The sequence below is a fragment of the Escherichia sp. MOD1-EC6098 genome, assembly GCF_002965865.1.
Classification (GTDB): Bacteria; Pseudomonadota; Gammaproteobacteria; order Enterobacterales; family Enterobacteriaceae; genus Escherichia; species Escherichia marmotae.
The window spans coordinates 86,545-104,798 of sequence record NZ_PTSN01000013.1 but is presented as its reverse complement, the minus strand read 5'-3'; the positions used below and the strand labels follow the sequence as shown (position 1 = coordinate 104,798).

Genomic DNA, 18,254 nt, shown 5'->3' with positions numbered 1-18,254 from the left:
TCGAAATTTCATGCCCGTTTCAGAAAATAAATCATAAAAAACACAAACCAGATGACCGTATTAATTGTTTGTGCCGAAAACGGGCATTTCTGGCTAGGGGAAATAGAAAAATGACCGTTTTGATAAATATTTTTAAGAGCGGTCATTTTTAACGAGGTTATAAAAAGAGACCTCGTAGTTATTTACTGTGATTAGTTGAGCCAGGTCACAAAATATAAGCTTGTGAATTTCTTTCCGGTTAATCAGGAAGAAGATGGTGGGTAATTAAACGGCTAATTCAATAGTGTGAAAGGAACAACATTATTGTCCTGTTTTGAATCAGAGAGAGGTAGCTAATGGAACGAAATAAACTTGCTCGTCAGATTATTGACACTTGCCTGGAAATGACCCGCCTGGGACTGAATCAGGGAACAGCGGGTAACGTCAGTGTACGTTATCAGGATGGGATGCTGATTACGCCCACAGGCATTCCGTATGAAAAACTGACGGAGTCGCATATTGTCTTTATTGATGGCAACGGTAAACATGAGGAAGGAAAGCTTCCTTCCAGCGAATGGCGTTTCCATATGGCGGCCTACCAAAGCAGACCGGATGCCAACGCGGTTGTTCACAACCATGCCGTTCATTGTACGGCAGTTTCCATTCTTAACCGGCCGATCCCCGCCATTCACTACATGATCGCGGCGGCTGGCGGAAATTCCATTCCTTGCGCACCTTATGCGACCTTTGGGACACGCGAACTTTCCGAACATGTTGTGCTGGCTCTCAAAAATCGTAAAGCAATTCTGCTACAACATCATGGGCTTATCGCTTGTGAGGCTAATCTGGAAAAAGCGTTATGGCTGGCGCATGAAGTTGAAGTGCTGGCGCAGCTTTATCTGGCGACCCTGGCGATTACTGACCCGGTTCCAGTACTGAGCGATGAAGAGATTGCCGTGGTGCTGGAGAAATTCAAAACCTATGGATTACGGATTGAAGAGTAATTTCGTAAAGCAACAAGGAGAAGGATGATGGCTAACAGAATGATTCTGAACGAAACGGCATGGTTTGGGCGGGGCGCAATTGGCGCTTTAACCGATGAGGTGAAACGCCGTGGTTATCAGAAGGCGCTGATCGTGACTGATAAAACGCTGGTACAGTGCGGCGTGGTGGCGAAAGTGACCGATAAGATGGATGCCGCCGGGCTGGCATGGGCGATTTACGACGGCGTAGTGCCGAATCCGACAATCACCGTAGTCAAAGAAGGGCTGGGTGTATTCCAGAACAGCGGTGCGGATTACCTGATCGCTATTGGTGGTGGTTCTCCGCAGGATACCTGTAAAGCGATTGGCATCATCAGCAACAACCCGGAGTTTGCCGATGTGCGTAGTCTGGAAGGGCTTTCACCGACCAATAAACCCAGCGTACCGATTCTGGCGATCCCCACCACGGCGGGCACTGCGGCGGAAGTGACCATTAACTATGTAATCACTGACGAAGAAAAACGGCGCAAGTTTGTTTGCGTTGATCCGCATGATATCCCGCAGGTGGCGTTTATTGATGCTGACATGATGGATGGTATGCCACCGGCGCTGAAAGCCGCGACCGGTGTCGATGCGCTGACTCATGCCATCGAGGGGTATATTACGCGTGGTGCGTGGGCGCTGACCGATGCGTTGCATATTAAAGCCATTGAAATTATTGCCGGTGCGCTGCGGGGATCGGTTGCCGGTGATAAGGATGCCGGAGAACAGATGGCGCTCGGACAGTATGTCGCGGGCATGGGCTTCTCGAACGTTGGGTTGGGGCTGGTGCATGGTATGGCGCACCCGCTGGGCGCGTTTTATAACACCCCGCACGGTGTTGCGAACGCCATTCTGTTACCGCATGTTATGCGCTATAACGCCGAATTTACCGGCGAGAAGTACCGCGATATTGCGCGCGTAATGGGCGTGAAAGTGGAAGGCATGAGCCTGGAAGAGGCGCGTAATGCTGCTGTTGACGCGGTGTTTGCTCTCAATCGCGATGTAGGTATTCCGCCACATTTGCGTGATGTTGGTGTACGCAAGGAAGACATTCCGGCACTGGCGCAGGCGGCTCTGGACGATGTTTGTACCGGTGGCAACCCGCGTGAAGCAACGCTTGAGGATATTGTAGAGCTTTACCATACCGCCTGGTAATTGCGCTGATGTGATAATGCCGGATGCGACGCTGGCGCGTCTTATCCGGCCTACACGGTCATGAAATTCAATGGGGTGTTAATCGGTAGCATCCGGTATCTCTTTACCGTACCAACCGTAATTGCTGTAAATTGCCGTCGATATGCAAATCAGTTTGTAAGCGGGCAATATCGCGGCACAGAAACGCCATCTCTTTATGTACTTCTAATTTTTTGCGCCACTTTTCGGCAACCGTGTCGAGATTCTCATAAATTCCTTCCAGACTCTGAAACTCGACCAGCAACTGCGTGGCGCTTTTCGGGCCAATCCCTGCAACACCCGGCACCTTTGAACTGCTGATCCCCGCCAGCCCCCAGTAATCGGGCAACTGTTGCGGTTGAACGCCAAATTCTTTATCGATAAACGGCGCATCCAGCCAGCGTTTCTGGAAGTAATCGCGAATGCGCAACGTTGGCGAAAGTAGCTGGCAGTAGCCTTTATCTGTCGAAACAATGGTTGCCTGATGCCCGGCCTGCGTCACTTTGACCGCCAGCGTAGCGGCTAAGTCATCGGCTTCGTTGCCGCTGGCTGACCAGCACGGGACGCCGCGTTGCTCAAAGGCGGCGCGTAATGCAGGCATTTCGTTGTGCAACTCTTCCGGCATTGGTGGGCGACCCGCTTTGTAATCCGGTAAACGTTGATGACGCCAGCCGCTACTGCGGTTTTCATCATCAAAAACGGCGACCGCGTGGGTTGGCTGGCTGTGCATAATAAGTTGATCGAGAGCGTGCTGGCAGGTCTCCACGCAGGGCGAACCCTGAACGGCATGAATGCGACGGATAAGATTCAGTGCATCGACGATAAGCAAATGAACAGCCACGATAACCCCCTTAAAGATCAGGCGATAAGGGTAACATTCGATACCGGAACAGGCTACGGCTGGATGAGAAAACAGGAAGAGGCCTCGCAAAACGAGGCCTCTGGAGAGAGATTAATCGCAGGCAACGATTTTCATCGCCAGGCCGCCGCGAGATGTTTCGCGGTACTTGGCATTCATGTCTTTACCTGTTTCGTACATGGTTTCGATAACTTTATCGAGGCATACGCGTGGCTCGCTGGTACGGCGCAGTGCCATACGTGCAGCGTTCACTGCTTTCACTGCTGCAATAGCATTACGCTCGATGCACGGCACCTGTACCTGTCCGGCGACCGGATCACAAGTCAGGCCGAGGTTATGCTCCATAGCGATTTCCGCCGCGATGCACACCTGCGCCGGGCTTGCGCCTAACAGTTCAGCCAGGCCAGCCGCAGCCATAGAGCACGCCACACCAACTTCACCCTGGCAACCCACTTCGGCACCAGAAATCGAGGCGTTCATCTTATAAAGAGAACCAATCGCGCTGGCAACCAGCAGATAACGAGCCAGTGAGTTAGCGTTCACTTCGCGGATAAACTTGTCGTAGTATGCCAGCACCGCCGGGATAATTCCGCACGCGCCGTTAGTCGGCGCAGTAACCACTCGACCACCTGCTGCGTTTTCTTCGTTTACCGCCAGTGCGAACATGTTGATCCAGTCGACAACCGCCATTGGGTCAGTTGTGGTCTTATCCTGGCTAACCAGCATTCGACGCAGCGCCGCCGCACGACGTGGAACGCGCAGTTTGCCTGGCAACACGCCTTCGGTGGAAATACCGCGCTCAATACCGCCGCGCATCACTTCCCAGACGTTCGCCAGATGCTGTTCCAGCTCTTCTTTGCTGTGCAGCGCCAGCTCGTTTTTCATCATCAGGCCAGAGAGTGACAGACCAGTTTCCTGGCAATGTTTTTGCAGGTCGGCTGCTGAACTGTAAGGATAGGGAACTTCAACCGGTGCGCTATCCTGCTGACCAAAATGTTCTTCATCAACGATAAAGCCACCGCCGATGGAGTAGTAAGTCTGACTGTAAACAACTTTGTCGCCTGCCAGAGCGGTGATGCGCATACCATTCTCATGCAGAGAAAGGTTGTCAGCATGGAAGTTCATGCACTGATCAACCGGGAACTCCACTTCGTGCTGACCGTTTGCCAGCATCAGACGACCGTGAGTATTCACATCCTGAATAAAACTAGGGATAGAGTCGATATCCACGGTATCTGGCAGATTACCCGCCAGACCCATAATAATGGCGATATCCGTGTGGTGGCCTTTACCGGTCAGAGAGAGTGAGCCGTAGACGTCAACCACCACGCGGGTTACGTCTTTCAGCAGATTACGGGCAATCAGATCGTCGGTAAATTGTTTACCCGCTTTCATCGGTCCAACGGTATGAGAGCTGGAAGGGCCAATGCCGATTTTGAAAATATCGAATACGCTAATCATAGGAAATACATCGCGTTAAAACGGAGGAAGCGCCGCCCGAAAGCGGCGCGAAAGGACTTAGCTGAACAGAGAGTAGAAGATTGCGGAGATAGCAATCAGACCCATCACGACAACGAATACGTTGCTGATGTGACCGCTGTACTTACGCATTGCCGGTACTTTCTGGATTGCGTACATCGGCATCAGGAACAGGATCATCGCGATGATTGGGCCGCCCAGGGTTTCAATCATACCCAGGATACTCGGGTTCAGGGTGGCAACAATCCAGGTTGTTACCAGCATGAACAGTGCAGTGATACGGTTCAGCTTGTTGATTTCAATAGACTTACCTTTACCACGCAGTGATTTAATCACCATACCGTTGAAGCCTTCACGCGCGCCCAGGTAGTGGCCGAGGAAGGATTTGGTGATGGCAATCATCGCGATAATCGGTGCCATCCACGCGATAATCGGCGCATTAAAGTGGTTAGCCAGGTAAGACAGAATCGAGATGTTCTGTTCTTTTGCCGCAGCCAGGTCTGCCGGAGACAGGCTCAGTACGCAGCTAAAGACGAAGAACATAACGGTCAGCACCATCATGATGTGTGCGAATGCCAGGATCTTAGAGCATTTCTGTTCTGCCATATCGCCGTACTCTTCACGCTTCGCAACGGCGAAAGAAGAGATGATCGGAGAGTGGTTGAACGAGAACACCATGACCGGAATCGCCAGCCACAGAGTCATCCACAGACCGTTACCGGTAGAAGCTGCAGTATCCAGAGACAGAGTTTCCAGCGCCGCGCCGTTCCACTGTGGGATCAGGTACAGAGCCAGCAGCATCAGAACTGCAACGAACGGGAATACCAGGATGCTCATTGCTTTAACGATCATCTGCTCACCGAAGCGAACGATGGTCATCATACCCACGATCAGGATCAGGGACAGAATCGCACGCGGCGGCGGTGTCATGCCCAGTTGGTGGGCCATGAAGCTTTCTACCGTGTTAGTGATTGCCACGCTGTACACCAGCAGGATCGGGTAAATAGCAAAGAAGTACAACAGGGTAATCAGTTTACCTGCGCCAACACCAAAGTGTTCTTCTACTACCTCGGTGATGTCTTCGCCCGGATTTTTACCAGACAGTACGAAGCGAGTCAGGCCGCGGTGAGCAAAAAACGTCATCGGAAACGCAAGGATGGCCATGATGATCAGCGGGATCATACCGCCAACACCGGCGTTGATTGGCAGGAACAGTACACCCGCGCCGATTGCTGTACCATAAAGGCCCAGCATCCACATGGTGTCTGTCTTGCGCCAGGCACTGCGAGAGTCTTTCGACGCAATCGTGCTGGTTTGAGTTGTTTCCATCTATTTCTCCTGGAGGAATGCAAATAATTCAGCTTTTAGCCAGTTCAGCCCGGGAAGGTGCCTGGCCGTAAAAATGAAATCTGTCTATCGGCGATGGCTCAATCATTTTCCGCCGTAATAATTTGAGGGCGGAAAGATACACACAACTTATGTCTCTATCAGTGATCTTGATCTCAAATACAATAATCTACTTGGAAGATAGATAATCCCAACGCTTTACTCTGTAAATCAAAAGTAAAAGAGAATTTAAGGGCGATATTTGCCCACTAAACGACATCTGTTTTCTTCCGGGGCGCGCAATATATGTAGGTTGAACTGAAAAAATCAATACTTTTAGTTAATCATGATGAGATTTTATTTTTATCAGCGATAAAATGCGGTTTATAAAAGCAGGTAAACGTTTGCGTTACAATATAAATTGTATGACATATTGATGTTGGTGATATTAATTGCATGATGACGTGCTGAAATATTCAGATGGAAAATGAAATAGATTGCTTAGTGAGTGACCAGGGAGAACAAAACCCGGCAACGATCGTTACCGGGAGAAGGGAGATTAAGTGCAAATTTCGTAGCAAGGGATATAGGCAGAGCCAGGCAACTTCATACGATGCTGGGCGACAAACCCCTGAAGCAGGTCGTCCATACGACGCATAATCTCTTTATCGCCGTTGATTTTGTAAGGGCCAAACTCTTCAATGGCGCGAATACCGACTTCTTTCACGTTACCCGCAACAATACCGGAGAATGCTCGACGCAGATCGGCGGCCAGCACTTCAACGGGTTGATCCGGGTAAAGCTTCAGATTGGCCATGTTCTCGTGAGACGGCTCAAACGGCATTTGCAGATCTGGCGCAATGCGCATTGACCAGTTAAAGCTGTACGCATCGCCGGTATCGCGACGGTTTTCTTTCACCAGCGGCATCGCTTTTTTCATCTGACGTGCTACTTCGGCAGCGTCATCAATAATGATGCGATAATGGCGGCGCGCGTTTTCTCCCAGCGTATGTACGACAAATTCGTCCAGTACGCGGAAGTAGTCGGCGCTTTCTTTCGGCCCGGTGAGGATCAACGGTAAAACCTGATCTTTGTTGGCCGGATTCATTAAAATTCCCAGCAAGTACAGCAACTCTTCTGCCGTACCCACACCACCCGGGAAAATAATGATGCCGTGAGCGATACGCACAAACGCTTCAAGACGTTTTTCGATATCCGGCATGATGATCAGTTCGTTGACCAGTGGGTTAGGCGGTTCAGCGGCGATAATCGACGGTTCTGTCATGCCAATAAAACGACTGTCTTTGTAACGCTGCTGTGCGTGACCTACTGCTGCACCTTTCATCGGCGCTTCCATCGCTCCTGGACCGCAGCCGGTGCAGATATTCAGCTCGCGAAGCCCCAGTTGATTACCAACGCGCCGTGCATACAGATATTCGTTTTCATTGATGGAGTGACCACCCCAGCACACCACCATATTCGGTGCTTCGCCTACATGCAGCGCGCGCGCGTTGCGCAATATAGAAAAGACCAGATTAGTAATGTGGACAGAGTTGTCGAGATTCAGATTGGGAAAACGAACGGTGTTATGGATTTGCCCGTAGACGAAGAGAATGTCGCGCAGAACCGCAAACAAGTTGGCCTGTAAGGCGCGGATAATGCGCCCATCGACGAAAGCTTCTTCCGGAGGGTTGATCAGTTCCAGCTTAACACCGCGTTCACGGCGCAACACGTTAATGTCGAAATTTTCAAAACGGGATAGCAATTCTTTGCTGTTATCGGTGAGGCTACCGGAGTTCAGAACGGCAAGTGAACAGTTGCGAAACAGTTGATAGAGGTCGCTGCTGGCGGTGCGTTTAAGCATGTCCACCTCCAACTGCGACAACATATCCATGGAGCCAAGTGGGCTAATATGTGTAATCAAGAAAAACTCCTTATGGGACAATTATTGTCATTCCCTTTGATTACAATAGCCCTGCCTGATGGCCTTTCACAACTCTATGCTTGAATCCAGCACGCAAAACTGAAAAAAAATTTATTGTCGTACCAGTCGGGTAGTCGATGGGACAAAGTCACTATTGCTACGCCAGGGGTTAATGTCCAGACCGCCACGACGGGTATAACGAGCGTAAACGCTTAATTTTTCTGGCTGGCAGAAGCGCAGCAGATCATTAAAAATACGCTCTACGCATTGCTCATGGAACTCGTTGTGATGACGGAAAGAAACCAGATAACGCAGCAGTTTTTCCCGATCAATCTTGTGTCCACGGTACTGAATTTGAATGGAACCCCAGTCTGGCTGATGGGTGATCAGACAGTTTGATTTCAGCAGATGGCTAACCAGCGTCTCTTCCACCACTTTTTCACCGCTGGCGGCATTCTCAAGGTAGTCAGTGGTGAATTCATAGTTATCGATAGCGATATCCTGCTCATCAATGCAGGTGCCATTGAAATGACCCATTGGCTGGCCTTCCAGTTCATCGAGTCGATATAACGCCACGCTGACCTTACCCTGGGCGCAGGTACTTAAATCGCGCTCCAGCGTCTGGCGCACCTCTTCCCAATTGTTAAATCGAGTCTGATTAAAGCTATTGAGATAGAGCTTAAAACTCTTCGACTCAATGAGATTCACGCTGGTGTAATCAAGTTCAACATGACCCACAGCGACCTGCGGTAAACCTTTCGCATTTAGCCAGGAAAGCTCATATAGCGTCCAGATATCCGCGCCGTGAAAAGGCAGGTTATCCGCTTTCAGACCCAGTGGATCGCGATTCAGACTACGCGGAACGCCTTGCAGCAGGCTGGCGTCATAGGTATCCCTGTAATCGGTTGATTTTCCGAGAGTCAGGCCTGCAAGTGCCTGATGGTTTGCATAAGAAGACATGTTTCACCGTCATAAACCAGATAAACTAAACAACAAGTGTATCTGGTTTAAGTGAAGAGAGAAATTAGTGGACGATTTGACCGCACAAGCCCTGAAGGATTTTACTGCGCGCTACTGCGATGCCTGGCATGAACAGTATAAAAGCTGGCCGTTAAGTGAGGAGCTGTATGGCGTTCCTTCGCCATGCATTATTTCAACCACCGAAGACGCCGTATACTGGCAACCTCAACCGTTTACCGGTGAGCAAAATGTAAACGCGGTTGAACGGGCGTTTGATATTGTGATACAACCCACAATTCATACCTTCTATACGACCCAGTTTGCCGGGGATATGCATGCGCAGTTTGGTGATATCAAACTGACATTACTGCAAACCTGGAGCGAAGATGACTTCCGTCGAGTGCAGGAAAATCTGATTGGCCATTTGGTTACTCAGAAACGTCTAAAACTGCCGCCTACGCTATTTATCGCGACGCTGGAAGAAGAGCTGGAGGTAATCTCGGTGTGTAATCTCTCAGGCGAAGTATGCAAAGAGACACTGGGAACGCGTAAACGGGCGCATTTAGCCTCAAATCTTGCGGAATTCCTCAACCAACTTAAGCCTCTTCTGTAATCCAAATACCCCGTCTTGTTGTGAGAGATCTCTTACAGACCCTGTAGGAGATCGCCAGGAAATAAGCGAATACTTAATAAGATGAGATTTGATATTTTGATTTGAAATCAATTGCTTATTGTTGTTTTTTCGACTTTCATATGAAATTATCCTTAAGGCATTGTCTGTAAGCTCCTTGTAAGACGCAGTGAAAAAGACGATTCTATCTTCGTCGACAGGGAGTCAGACAATGAAGTGAACATCAGGATGATGACACTTCTGAAGGACACGCCAGGATGGTGTTTCAGGGAAAGGCTTCCGGATGAAGCGAAGAGGATAACGCAGGACGCGTTAAAGGACACCTCCAGGATGGAGAATGAGAACCGGTCAGGATGATTCGGTGGGTCAGGAAGGCCAGGGACACTTCAGGATGAAGTATCACATCGGGGTGGTGTGAGCAGGGAGCAATAGTTCAGGATGAACGATTGGCCGTAAGGCTAAAGGAAAAGTTGTCAAGGATGAGCAGGGAGCAACAAAAGTAGCTGGAATGCTGCGAAACGAATCGGGAGCACTGTGAATACAGTGCTCCCTTTTTTTATTCCTGCTATTCTTCGCGGCAGTTTTTTACTTGAGGCTGCTTTATGACTACTCATGACCGCGTTCGTTTCCAGTTGCAGGCGCTTGAAGCGCTGCTGCGTGAACATCAGCACTGGCGCAATGATGAACCCCAGCCGCATCTATTCAACAGTACCCAACCGTTTTTTATGGACACCATGGAACCGTTGGAGTGGTTGCAGTGGGTGCTTATCCCGCGGATGCACGATTTATTAGATAACAATCAGCCATTACCAGGGGCATTTGCTGTGGCGCCGTACTATGAAATGGCGCTGGCGACGGATCACCCGCAACGAGCGCTTATTCTGGCGGAGCTGGAAAAGCTGGATGCCCTTTTTGCGGATGATGCTAACTGATGTTGGAAATACTCTACCAGGATGAATGGTTGGTGGCGGTAAATAAACCGTCCGGCTGGCTGGTCCACCGTAGCTGGCTGGATCGCGACGAGAAAGTTGTGGTGATGCAAACTGTGCGTGACCAGATTGGTCAGCATGTTTTTACCGCGCATCGTCTGGATCGCCCGACTTCTGGCGTATTGCTGATGGGGTTATCCAGTGAGGCAGGGCGACTGTTGGCGCAACAGTTTGAACAGCACCAAATCCAGAAACGTTACCATGCGATTGTGCGTGGCTGGCTGATGGATGAGGCGGAGCTGGATTATCCGCTGGTAGAAGAACTGGACAAAATCGCTGATAAATATGCCCGCGAAGATAAAGGTCCACAGCCAGCGGTAACGCATTATCGCGGTCTGGCGACGGTGGAAATGCCTGTGGCGACTGGACGTTACCCGACCACGCGCTATGGCCTGGTGGAACTGGAGCCGAAAACTGGACGTAAACACCAACTACGCCGCCATCTGGCCCATTTGCGTCATCCCATCATTGGGGACAGCAAACACGGCGATTTGCGCCAGAACCGCAGCGGGGCTGAACATTTCGGCCTGCAGAGGTTAATGCTACATGCCAGCCAGTTGTCATTGACGCATCCTTTTACTGGCGAGCCGCTCACTATTTACGCGGGTCTGGACGACACCTGGATGCAGGCGTTATCACAGTTTGGTTGGCGCGGTCTACTTCCTGAAAATGAAAGGGTTGAGTTCAGCGCGGCATCCGGTCAGGATGGTGAGATGAGTTCCTAATCCAGGGAGAAAACGGTATGGCGGAAATTGGTATTTTTGTTGGCACCATGTACGGCAACGCATTGTTAGTTGCAGAAGAAGCGGAAGCCATTTTGTCCGGGCAAGGACACAAAGCAACGGTATTTGAAGATCCAGAGTTAAGTGACTGGCTACCCTATCAGGACAAGTACGTACTGGTAGTCACCTCGACCACCGGGCAGGGCGACCTTCCTGACAGCATTGTGCCGCTCTTTCTGGGAATAAAGGATAGCCTCGGTTTCCAGCCGAACCTGCGTTATGGCGTGATTGCCCTTGGCGACAGCAGTTATGTGAATTTCTGCAATGGTGGCAAACAGTTCGATGCTTTGTTGCAGGAACAAAGCGCGCAGCGGGTAGGGGAAATGCTGCTGATTGATGCCAGCGAGACCCCGGAACCAGAAACGGAATCAAACCCGTGGGTTGAACATTGGGGCACGCTGTTGTCCTGAGTCCTCGCTATTTTTGCTGATATACCTAATGGTCGGCAAAAATATTGTTTCAGCGATGCTGAATCGGATTTTTTCAGGCAAATGCCAGTAAATGTGCCTTCTTAAGGGGCATTTTTACTAGCGTTTGCCTGGAGTCAAGTGAACCACTTCATATGATGTTGTAGACATGGCAAGGCGTTCTCGCCGCATTCGGCATAAACACAGGTACTTGCCACCAATCTGAAACCGGCTTCATAAAGAAGCCGGTTTTTACTCGACAAGAGGTTTATTAACCGAGAATTTTACTGGCTTCGCGCGCCACATTATCCATCTCGTCCAACAGTTCCAGTAGCTCCGGCTCCAAATCTTCTTCTTTAGTACCGTTGCGTAGCTGTTGTTCGATTAGTTGGCAGAGATTCTTCATTCGCGGTACGCCGCTATAACCGCAACTGCCATGCAGTTTATGGATCAAATCAACCAGGCCTTCCGGGTTTTCTCCAACCAATTGTTCTTCAACTTTGTTGCGAACTTCTGGCAGGAAATCGAGCAACATTTGCAGCATATCGCGCGCCAGATCGTTTTTTCCTGCAGCCTGGCGCAGTGCCAGTTGCCAGTCGAGAGTCGCATTCTGATTCACCACAATTTCGTTCACTTCTGGCGTCACGACGCGAGAAGAAATGCCACTGCCGGGCTTGTAACGTAACAGCAAATTATGCAACCGCTCTTCTTCAATCGGTTTCGCCAGATAATCGCTCATTCCCGCGCCAAGCAGTTTCTCTTTTTGCCCGGCCATCGCGTGCGCCGTTACCGCGATAACTGGTGTTTGCTGCTGATGCGGGAGCTGGTGAATGAGTTCACATGCCCGAATGCCGTCCATATCCGGCATTTGAATATCCATTAAGATTAAATCGAACGGCATCTGTTTCGCCCGTTCAACCGCCTGATGTCCGCTATCGCACAGCTCAACATGCTGCACCATATCTTCCAGCAATGCGCCGATAAGTTTCAGGTTTGCCGGATTATCATCAACAGCCATAACCGTCATTGCCAGCTTACTTTCATCGGTAACAGGCAAAAGTGTGTTTTGCTTTTGATGACAAAATTCCGTCAGTACAGGCAACAAACGTGTAGGCGTCAGGGGTTTCAGCAGACACGCGCCGATACCATCTTGCTTGAGCTTTTCGGCATTGACCTGTGCATGGCACGGAAGTGCCAGCATCAGAAAATCGGTCATTGACACCGCTTGCGCCAACCGCTCATGCTGCATCGTCAGCGGTTCGCGGAAGGTTACCGCAATCCCTAACAAAATCATGTCGTAATGTGCAGGAGGCAGCGCGGAGAACGTTGGGCTATAAACCACTTCCAGCGGTGTTTCGCTTAAAATATCCAGCGTACACTGGGCGGCTGCAGAGTTCGGTTCGACATAAGCCAGGCGTTTACCCGCGAGGCACTGAGTGGATGGCCCTTCGATAATAATATTCGGGTTCAGATCGAGATTAATATGGAACCAGAAGGTTGAACCACGATTCGGCTGGCTATGGAACGAGATATCGCCACCCATTTCATTGACCAGTTTTTGCGTAATCACCAGCCCCAGCCCGGTGCCGCCATGACGGCGTGAAATACTGGCATCTGCCTGTCTGAAGGCCTGGAACAAACGCGATTGATCACGTTCAGGAATACCAATGCCGGTATCACGGATCTGCACTTCAATCTGTACTTTGGTATTACTCAGCGCACGTTTTTCTACCAGAATGTCGATGTTGCCATTCTCGGTGAATTTAATCGCATTCCCCACCAGGTTAGTGATTATTTGCTGTAAACGCAGCGGGTCGCCAATGACGTTATCGGGTACGTCGCTCTTAATATTGAGCGTTAATTCCAGTCCTTTATCGTGAGAAGAATGCGCCAGTAGCGTTACCACTTCATCCAGCGTGCTGCGTAGTGGGAATGGAATACTTTCCAGAATCAGCTTGCCTGCTTCCAGTTTTGAGAAATCGAGAACATCATTAATAATTGCCAGCAAATTATTTGCCGAGCGTTCAATAGTATTGAGGTGATCGCGCTGCGTTGGTGTTAATTCTGTTTTCAACGTCAGGCGGGTAAAACCAATAACGCCATTCAACGGTGTACGCAGCTCATGCGACATGTTTGCCAGAAACTCTGACTTAATACGCGCCGCTTCCTGGGCGCGTTTTTTCGCCAGATCCAGTTCAACGTTCTGAATTTCCATCTGTTCCAGCGTTTCACGCAGATCGGACGTCGCCTGGTCGATATTGTGCTGCATCTCTTCGTGATAAGCCGCCAGCGACATTGCCATCGAGTTGATGCCATTTTTCAGCATATCCAACTCTCCGAGCATAAATCCTTCCACCCGACTGTCGAGTTGCCCTCGGCGGATGCGGTCGACGGTATTCACCATGTTGCGAATTGGGCCGGTTACATCGCGCATTAAGCGCCAGCCAAAAATAAGCGCGATACCAATACAAAACAGCATCATCACGCTAGAAATAAAGATCTCTTTATATTGCTGCAAGCGCACTGATTTAAGATCCAGCTCAAGAGCAATATATCCCAACATATTTTGACTATTTTTGGCATCGCTGCTGGGTGATTCGTCGGGAGAATAACTCTCAGAAATAATCGGCGTGCGCAGGATCATAATATCGCCATCACGTGTGACAGTAAGTTGGCGCGGAAATGGCACGTTGCTGCCGAGCTGCATTGATGAAGGATCAAGATGAAAATTGGAGGTGACAAAAAGTCGGTTATTTTCATCATAAACCGAAATGGCACGAACAATATCGGAATGGCGACGATGCAAAACGCTGATCAATTGACCAATAGATTCGCGATTTTGCAGGCTCATGCCATATTCCGTTGAAACCGCAAGCGGCTCAATAATGCTGGCACCGGCATCTTCCAGTTGACGCTGCAAGTCGTTATAGCGATGCACGACGAAAAAGATGCTAAGCAATAAACCAATAAGGACGGTCGGTGCCAGGATCAGAATCATCATGCGTGCGCGCAGGCTGTAGTTGGTCATGGAGTTCCGTTATGGGACAATTAAGGTCACACTGTTAAATTGAGAAAGTCTCGCCAATGGCGCAATTCTACTCTGCAAAACGACGCGCGACGACGCGTCAGATCATAACCGTTTCAGTCAACGACCTCGACTCTTTTGGTCAGGGCGTGGCGCGACATAACGGCAAAGCGTTATTTATTCCTGGATTACTACCGCCGGAAAACGCGGAAGTTACTGTTACTGAAGATAAAAAACAGTACGCCCGCGCTAAGGTCGTGCACAGGTTAAGCGACAGCCCGGAACGCAAAACGCCACGCTGCCCTCATTTTGGCGTATGCGGCGGCTGTCAGCAACAACACGCCAGCGTCGAACTCCAGCAGCGTAGCAAAAGCGCAGCACTCGCCCGGTTAATGAAACACGACGTCTCTGAAGTGATCGACGATGTCCCCTGGGGTTATCGCCGTCGCGCGCGTTTAAGTCTGAACTATCTACCGAAAAAACAACAACTCCAGATGGGATTTCGCAAAGCGGGTTCCAGTGACATTGTCGACGTTAAACAATGCCCTATTTTAGTGCCCCAACTTGAAGCGTTGTTGCCCAAAGTCAGGGCATGCCTGGACAGCTTACAAGCTATGCGCCATCTTGGTCATGTTGAACTGGTGCAGGCAACCAGCGGCCTGCTGATGATTTTACGCCATACCGCACCGCTAAGTTTGGCAGATCGCGAAAAACTGGAACGCTTTTCGCATTCTGAAGGCCTGGATCTGTATCTCGCCCCCGATAGTGAGATACTCGAAACCGTCTCTGGCGAGATGCCCTGGTATGACTCAAACGGGTTGCGCTTAACCTTTAGTCCGCGTGATTTTATTCAGATCAATGCGGGTGTGAACCAGAAAATGGTGGCGCGAGCGCTGGAGTGGCTGGATGTTCAGCCTGATGATCGTGTGCTGGATCTGTTCTGTGGTATGGGCAATTTTACGCTGCCGTTAGCGACCCGTGCGGCAAGTGTTGTTGGTGTGGAAGGGGTTCCGGCGCTGGTGGAAAAAGGCCAGCAGAACGCGAGTCTTAATCGCTTACATAATGTGACGTTTTATCACGAAAATCTTGAAGATGATGTCACAAAGCAGCCGTGGGCAAAAAACGGCTTTGATAAAGTGTTGCTGGACCCGGCGCGTGCTGGTGCAGCAGGCGTTATGCAACAAATTATAAAACTGGAACCTATTCGTATAGTTTATGTATCCTGTAACCCTGCGACGCTGGCTCGGGATAGCGAGGCGTTATTAAAAGCAGGATATACCATTGCGCGGTTGGCGATGCTGGATATGTTCCCACACACGGGGCATCTGGAATCGATGGTACTTTTCTCGCGCGTTAAATAGTTACGATTTGCTGATTTCAGCAGGTCAGGTCCCTAAAGGAGAGGACGATGGTTGCGGTAAGAAGTGCACATATCAATAAGGCTGGTGAATTTGATCCGGAAAAATGGATCGCAAGTCTGGGCATTGCCAGCCAGAAGTCGTGTGAGTGCTTAGCCGAAACCTGGGCGTATTGTCTGCAGCAGACGCAGGGGCATCCGGATGCCAGTTTGCTGTTGTGGCGTGGTGTCGAGATGGTGGAGATCCTCTCGACATTAAGTATGGACATTGACACGCTGCGGGCTGCGCTGCTGTTCCCTCTGGCCGATGCAAACGTCGTCAGCGAAGACGTACTGCGCGAGAGTGTCGGTAAGTCGGTCGTTAATCTTATTCACGGTGTGCGCGATATGGCGGCAATCCGCCAACTGAAAGCAACGCACACCGATTCTGTTTCCTCCGAACAGGTCGATAACGTTCGCCGGATGTTGCTGGCGATGGTCGATGACTTCCGTTGCGTGGTCATCAAACTGGCGGAGCGAATTGCCCATCTGCGCGAAGTAAAAGATGCGCCGGAAGATGAACGCGTGCTGGCGGCAAAAGAGTGCACCAATATCTACGCGCCGCTGGCGAACCGTCTTGGGATTGGGCAACTGAAATGGGAACTGGAAGATTACTGCTTCCGTTACCTCCACCCGACCGAGTACAAACGTATTGCAAAACTGCTGCATGAGCGCCGCCTCGACCGCGAACACTACATTGAAGAGTTTGTGGGGCATCTGCGTGCAGAGATGAAAGCTGAAGGCGTTAAAGCTGAAGTGTATGGACGCCCAAAACACATCTACAGCATCTGGCGCAAAATGCAGAAAAAGAACCTCGCCTTTGATGAGCTGTTTGATGTTCGTGCGGTGCGTATCGTCGCGGAACGTTTGCAGGATTGTTACGCCGCGCTGGGCATAGTGCACACTCACTATCGCCACTTGCCGGATGAGTTCGATGATTACGTTGCGAACCCGAAACCGAACGGTTATCAGTCTATTCATACCGTAGTGTTGGGGCCGGGAGGCAAAACCGTTGAGATCCAAATCCGCACCAAACAGATGCATGAAGATGCAGAGTTGGGTGTTGCTGCGCACTGGAAATACAAAGAAGGCGCGGCTGCTGGCGGCGCACGTTCGGGACATGAAGACCGGATTGCCTGGCTGCGTAAACTGATTGCGTGGCAGGAAGAGATGGCTGATTCTGGCGAAATGCTCGACGAAGTACGCAGTCAGGTCTTTGATGATCGGGTATATGTGTTTACGCCGAAAGGTGATGTTGTTGATCTGCCTGCGGGATCAACGCCGCTGGATTTCGCTTACCACATCCATAGTGATGTCGGGCACCGCTGCATCGGGGCAAAAATTGGCGGGCGCATTGTGCCATTCACCTACCAGTTGCAGATGGGTGACCAGATTGAAATTATCACCCAGAAACAGCCGAATCCCAGCCGTGACTGGTTAAACCCAAACCTGGGTTATGTTACAACCAGCCGCGGGCGTTCGAAAATTCACGCCTGGTTCCGTAAACAGGATCGTGACAAAAATATTCTGGCAGGACGGCAAATCCTTGACGACGAACTGGAACATTTGGGGATCAGTCTGAAGGAAGCAGAAAAATATCTGCTGCCGCGTTACAACTTCAATGACGTCGACGAGTTGTTGGCGGCGATTGGTGGCGGGGATATCCGTCTCAATCAGATGGTCAACTTCCTGCAATCGCAATTTAATAAGCCGAGCGCCGAAGAGCAGGACGCCGCCGCACTGAAACAGCTTCAGCAAAAAAGCTATACACCACAAAACCGCAGTAAAGATAACGGTCGTGTAGTGGTAGAAGGTGTGGGCAACCTGATGCACCACATCGCGCGTTGCTGCCAGCCGATTCCTGGCGATGAGATTGTCGGTTTCATTACCCAGGGCCGCGGGATCTCCGTACACCGCGCCGATTGCGAACAACTGGCGGAACTGCGCTCCCATGCGCCGGAACGAATTGTTGACGCGGTATGGGGCGAGAGCTACTCCGCTGGTTACTCGCTGGTGGTTCGCGTGCAGGCCAATGATCGTAGTGGATTGTTGCGTGATATCACCACTATTCTCGCCAATGAGAAGGTGAATGTGCTTGGCGTTGCCAGCCGCAGCGACACGAAACAGCAACTGGCGACCATCGATATGACCATTGAGATTTATAACCTGCAAGTGCTGGGGCGCGTGCTGGGTAAACTCAATCAGGTGCCAGATGTTATCGATGCAAGACGACTGCACGGGAATTAATCTTACATAGCCGGATATGGCGTCAGCCGTATCCGACGATATCCTTTACTCG

At 50.5% G+C, this 18,254-nt stretch carries 14 protein-coding genes; 8 read left to right on the top strand and 6 right to left on the bottom strand.

What is annotated here, in order from left to right:
- Positions 1–335: 335 nt before the first annotated feature.
- Together fucA and fucO are read left to right on the top strand one after the other, a co-directional pair.
- Complete coding sequence (gene fucA, locus C0K55_RS14720) at positions 336–983, top strand: L-fuculose-phosphate aldolase (RefSeq protein ID WP_105266686.1); 648 nt, start codon at positions 336–338, stop codon at positions 981–983.
- Positions 984–1,010: 27 nt separating this feature from the next.
- Positions 1,011–2,159: a lactaldehyde reductase gene (gene fucO / locus C0K55_RS14715; protein ID WP_000013549.1), complete on the top strand. Its 1,149-nt coding sequence runs from the start codon at positions 1,011–1,013 to the stop codon at positions 2,157–2,159.
- Between the two features lie 103 nt (positions 2,160–2,262).
- Here the strand turns inward: fucO and xni are convergent, their stop codons facing one another.
- The 5 genes from xni to queF form a co-directional block, all read right to left on the bottom strand.
- On the bottom strand, positions 2,263–3,018 hold the full coding sequence (gene xni / locus C0K55_RS14710; protein ID WP_024191905.1) for a flap endonuclease Xni: 756 nt from the start codon (positions 3,016–3,018) through the stop codon (positions 2,263–2,265).
- A 111-nt stretch (positions 3,019–3,129) separates the two neighbouring features.
- Positions 3,130–4,497, bottom strand: coding sequence for an L-serine ammonia-lyase II (sdaB, locus tag C0K55_RS14705; protein WP_000626422.1), 1,368 nt, complete (start codon positions 4,495–4,497; stop codon positions 3,130–3,132).
- Positions 4,498–4,554: 57 nt separating this feature from the next.
- Positions 4,555–5,844, bottom strand: coding sequence for an HAAAP family serine/threonine permease SdaC (gene sdaC, locus C0K55_RS14700; RefSeq protein ID WP_000450483.1), 1,290 nt, complete (start codon positions 5,842–5,844; stop codon positions 4,555–4,557).
- Positions 5,845–6,400: 556 nt separating this feature from the next.
- Entirely contained in the window at positions 6,401–7,765 is a 1,365-nt protein-coding gene (ppnN, locus tag C0K55_RS14695; RefSeq protein ID WP_000627991.1) for a nucleotide 5'-monophosphate nucleosidase PpnN, read from the bottom strand.
- 111 nt (positions 7,766–7,876) lie between these two features.
- Positions 7,877–8,725: an NADPH-dependent 7-cyano-7-deazaguanine reductase QueF gene (gene queF / locus C0K55_RS14690; RefSeq protein WP_000100401.1), complete on the bottom strand. Its 849-nt coding sequence runs from the start codon at positions 8,723–8,725 to the stop codon at positions 7,877–7,879.
- A gap of 67 nt (positions 8,726–8,792) precedes the next feature.
- On the opposite strand from queF, the gene syd reads away from it, so the two are divergent.
- The 4 genes from syd to C0K55_RS14670 all read left to right on the top strand — a co-directional run bounded on the left by syd (position 8,793) and on the right by C0K55_RS14670 (position 11,537).
- Positions 8,793–9,338 carry a SecY-interacting protein gene (gene syd, locus C0K55_RS14685; protein WP_000342441.1) on the top strand — a complete coding sequence of 182 codons (546 nt, stop codon included), beginning with the start codon at positions 8,793–8,795 and terminating at the stop codon, positions 9,336–9,338.
- Positions 9,339–9,958: 620 nt separating this feature from the next.
- On the top strand, positions 9,959–10,288 hold the full coding sequence (locus tag C0K55_RS14680) for a YqcC family protein (RefSeq protein ID WP_000206974.1): 330 nt from the start codon (positions 9,959–9,961) through the stop codon (positions 10,286–10,288).
- Positions 10,288–11,070, top strand: coding sequence for a tRNA pseudouridine(65) synthase TruC (gene truC / locus C0K55_RS14675; RefSeq protein WP_000889990.1), 783 nt, complete (start codon positions 10,288–10,290; stop codon positions 11,068–11,070). The genes C0K55_RS14680 and truC overlap by 1 nt, the downstream gene beginning before the upstream one ends.
- Before the next feature lie 17 nt (positions 11,071–11,087).
- Positions 11,088–11,537, top strand: a complete 450-nt coding sequence (locus C0K55_RS14670) for a flavodoxin (protein ID WP_061090695.1) — start codon at positions 11,088–11,090, stop codon at positions 11,535–11,537.
- 268 nt (positions 11,538–11,805) lie between these two features.
- Here C0K55_RS14670 and barA read toward each other — a convergent pair whose 3' ends face one another.
- Entirely contained in the window at positions 11,806–14,562 is a 2,757-nt protein-coding gene (gene barA / locus C0K55_RS14665; RefSeq protein WP_000186435.1) for a two-component sensor histidine kinase BarA, read from the bottom strand.
- A 56-nt stretch (positions 14,563–14,618) separates the two neighbouring features.
- Between barA and rlmD the strand changes: the two genes are divergently transcribed.
- The gene (rlmD, locus tag C0K55_RS14660; RefSeq protein WP_105266687.1) at positions 14,619–15,920 is read left to right on the top strand and encodes a 23S rRNA (uracil(1939)-C(5))-methyltransferase RlmD; all 1,302 of its coding nucleotides are present in this window, start codon (positions 14,619–14,621) and stop codon (positions 15,918–15,920) included.
- Between the two features lie 47 nt (positions 15,921–15,967).
- A complete protein-coding gene (gene relA, locus C0K55_RS14655) occupies positions 15,968–18,202 on the top strand; it encodes a GTP diphosphokinase (protein WP_000226792.1) in 2,235 nt (744 codons plus the stop codon).
- Positions 18,203–18,254: the final 52 nt, after the last annotated feature.

Excerpts from the sequence above, each read along its gene's own strand:
- fucA (WP_105266686.1), top strand. The coding sequence starts at position 336 with ATGGAACGAAATAAACTTGCTCGTCAGATTATTGACACTTGCCTGGAA.
- fucO (WP_000013549.1), top strand. The coding sequence starts at position 1,011 with ATGGCTAACAGAATGATTCTGAACGAAACGGCATGGTTTGGGCGGGGC.
- sdaB (WP_000626422.1), bottom strand. The coding sequence starts at position 4,497 with ATGATTAGCGTATTCGATATTTTCAAAATCGGCATTGGCCCTTCCAGC.
- sdaC (WP_000450483.1), bottom strand. The coding sequence starts at position 5,844 with ATGGAAACAACTCAAACCAGCACGATTGCGTCGAAAGACTCTCGCAGT.
- queF (WP_000100401.1), bottom strand. The coding sequence starts at position 8,725 with ATGTCTTCTTATGCAAACCATCAGGCACTTGCAGGCCTGACTCTCGGA.
- C0K55_RS14680 (WP_000206974.1), top strand. The coding sequence starts at position 9,959 with ATGACTACTCATGACCGCGTTCGTTTCCAGTTGCAGGCGCTTGAAGCG.
- truC (WP_000889990.1), top strand. The coding sequence starts at position 10,288 with ATGTTGGAAATACTCTACCAGGATGAATGGTTGGTGGCGGTAAATAAA.
- C0K55_RS14670 (WP_061090695.1), top strand. The coding sequence starts at position 11,088 with ATGGCGGAAATTGGTATTTTTGTTGGCACCATGTACGGCAACGCATTG.
- barA (WP_000186435.1), bottom strand. The coding sequence starts at position 14,562 with ATGACCAACTACAGCCTGCGCGCACGCATGATGATTCTGATCCTGGCA.
- rlmD (WP_105266687.1), top strand. The coding sequence starts at position 14,619 with ATGGCGCAATTCTACTCTGCAAAACGACGCGCGACGACGCGTCAGATC.
- relA (WP_000226792.1), top strand. The coding sequence starts at position 15,968 with ATGGTTGCGGTAAGAAGTGCACATATCAATAAGGCTGGTGAATTTGAT.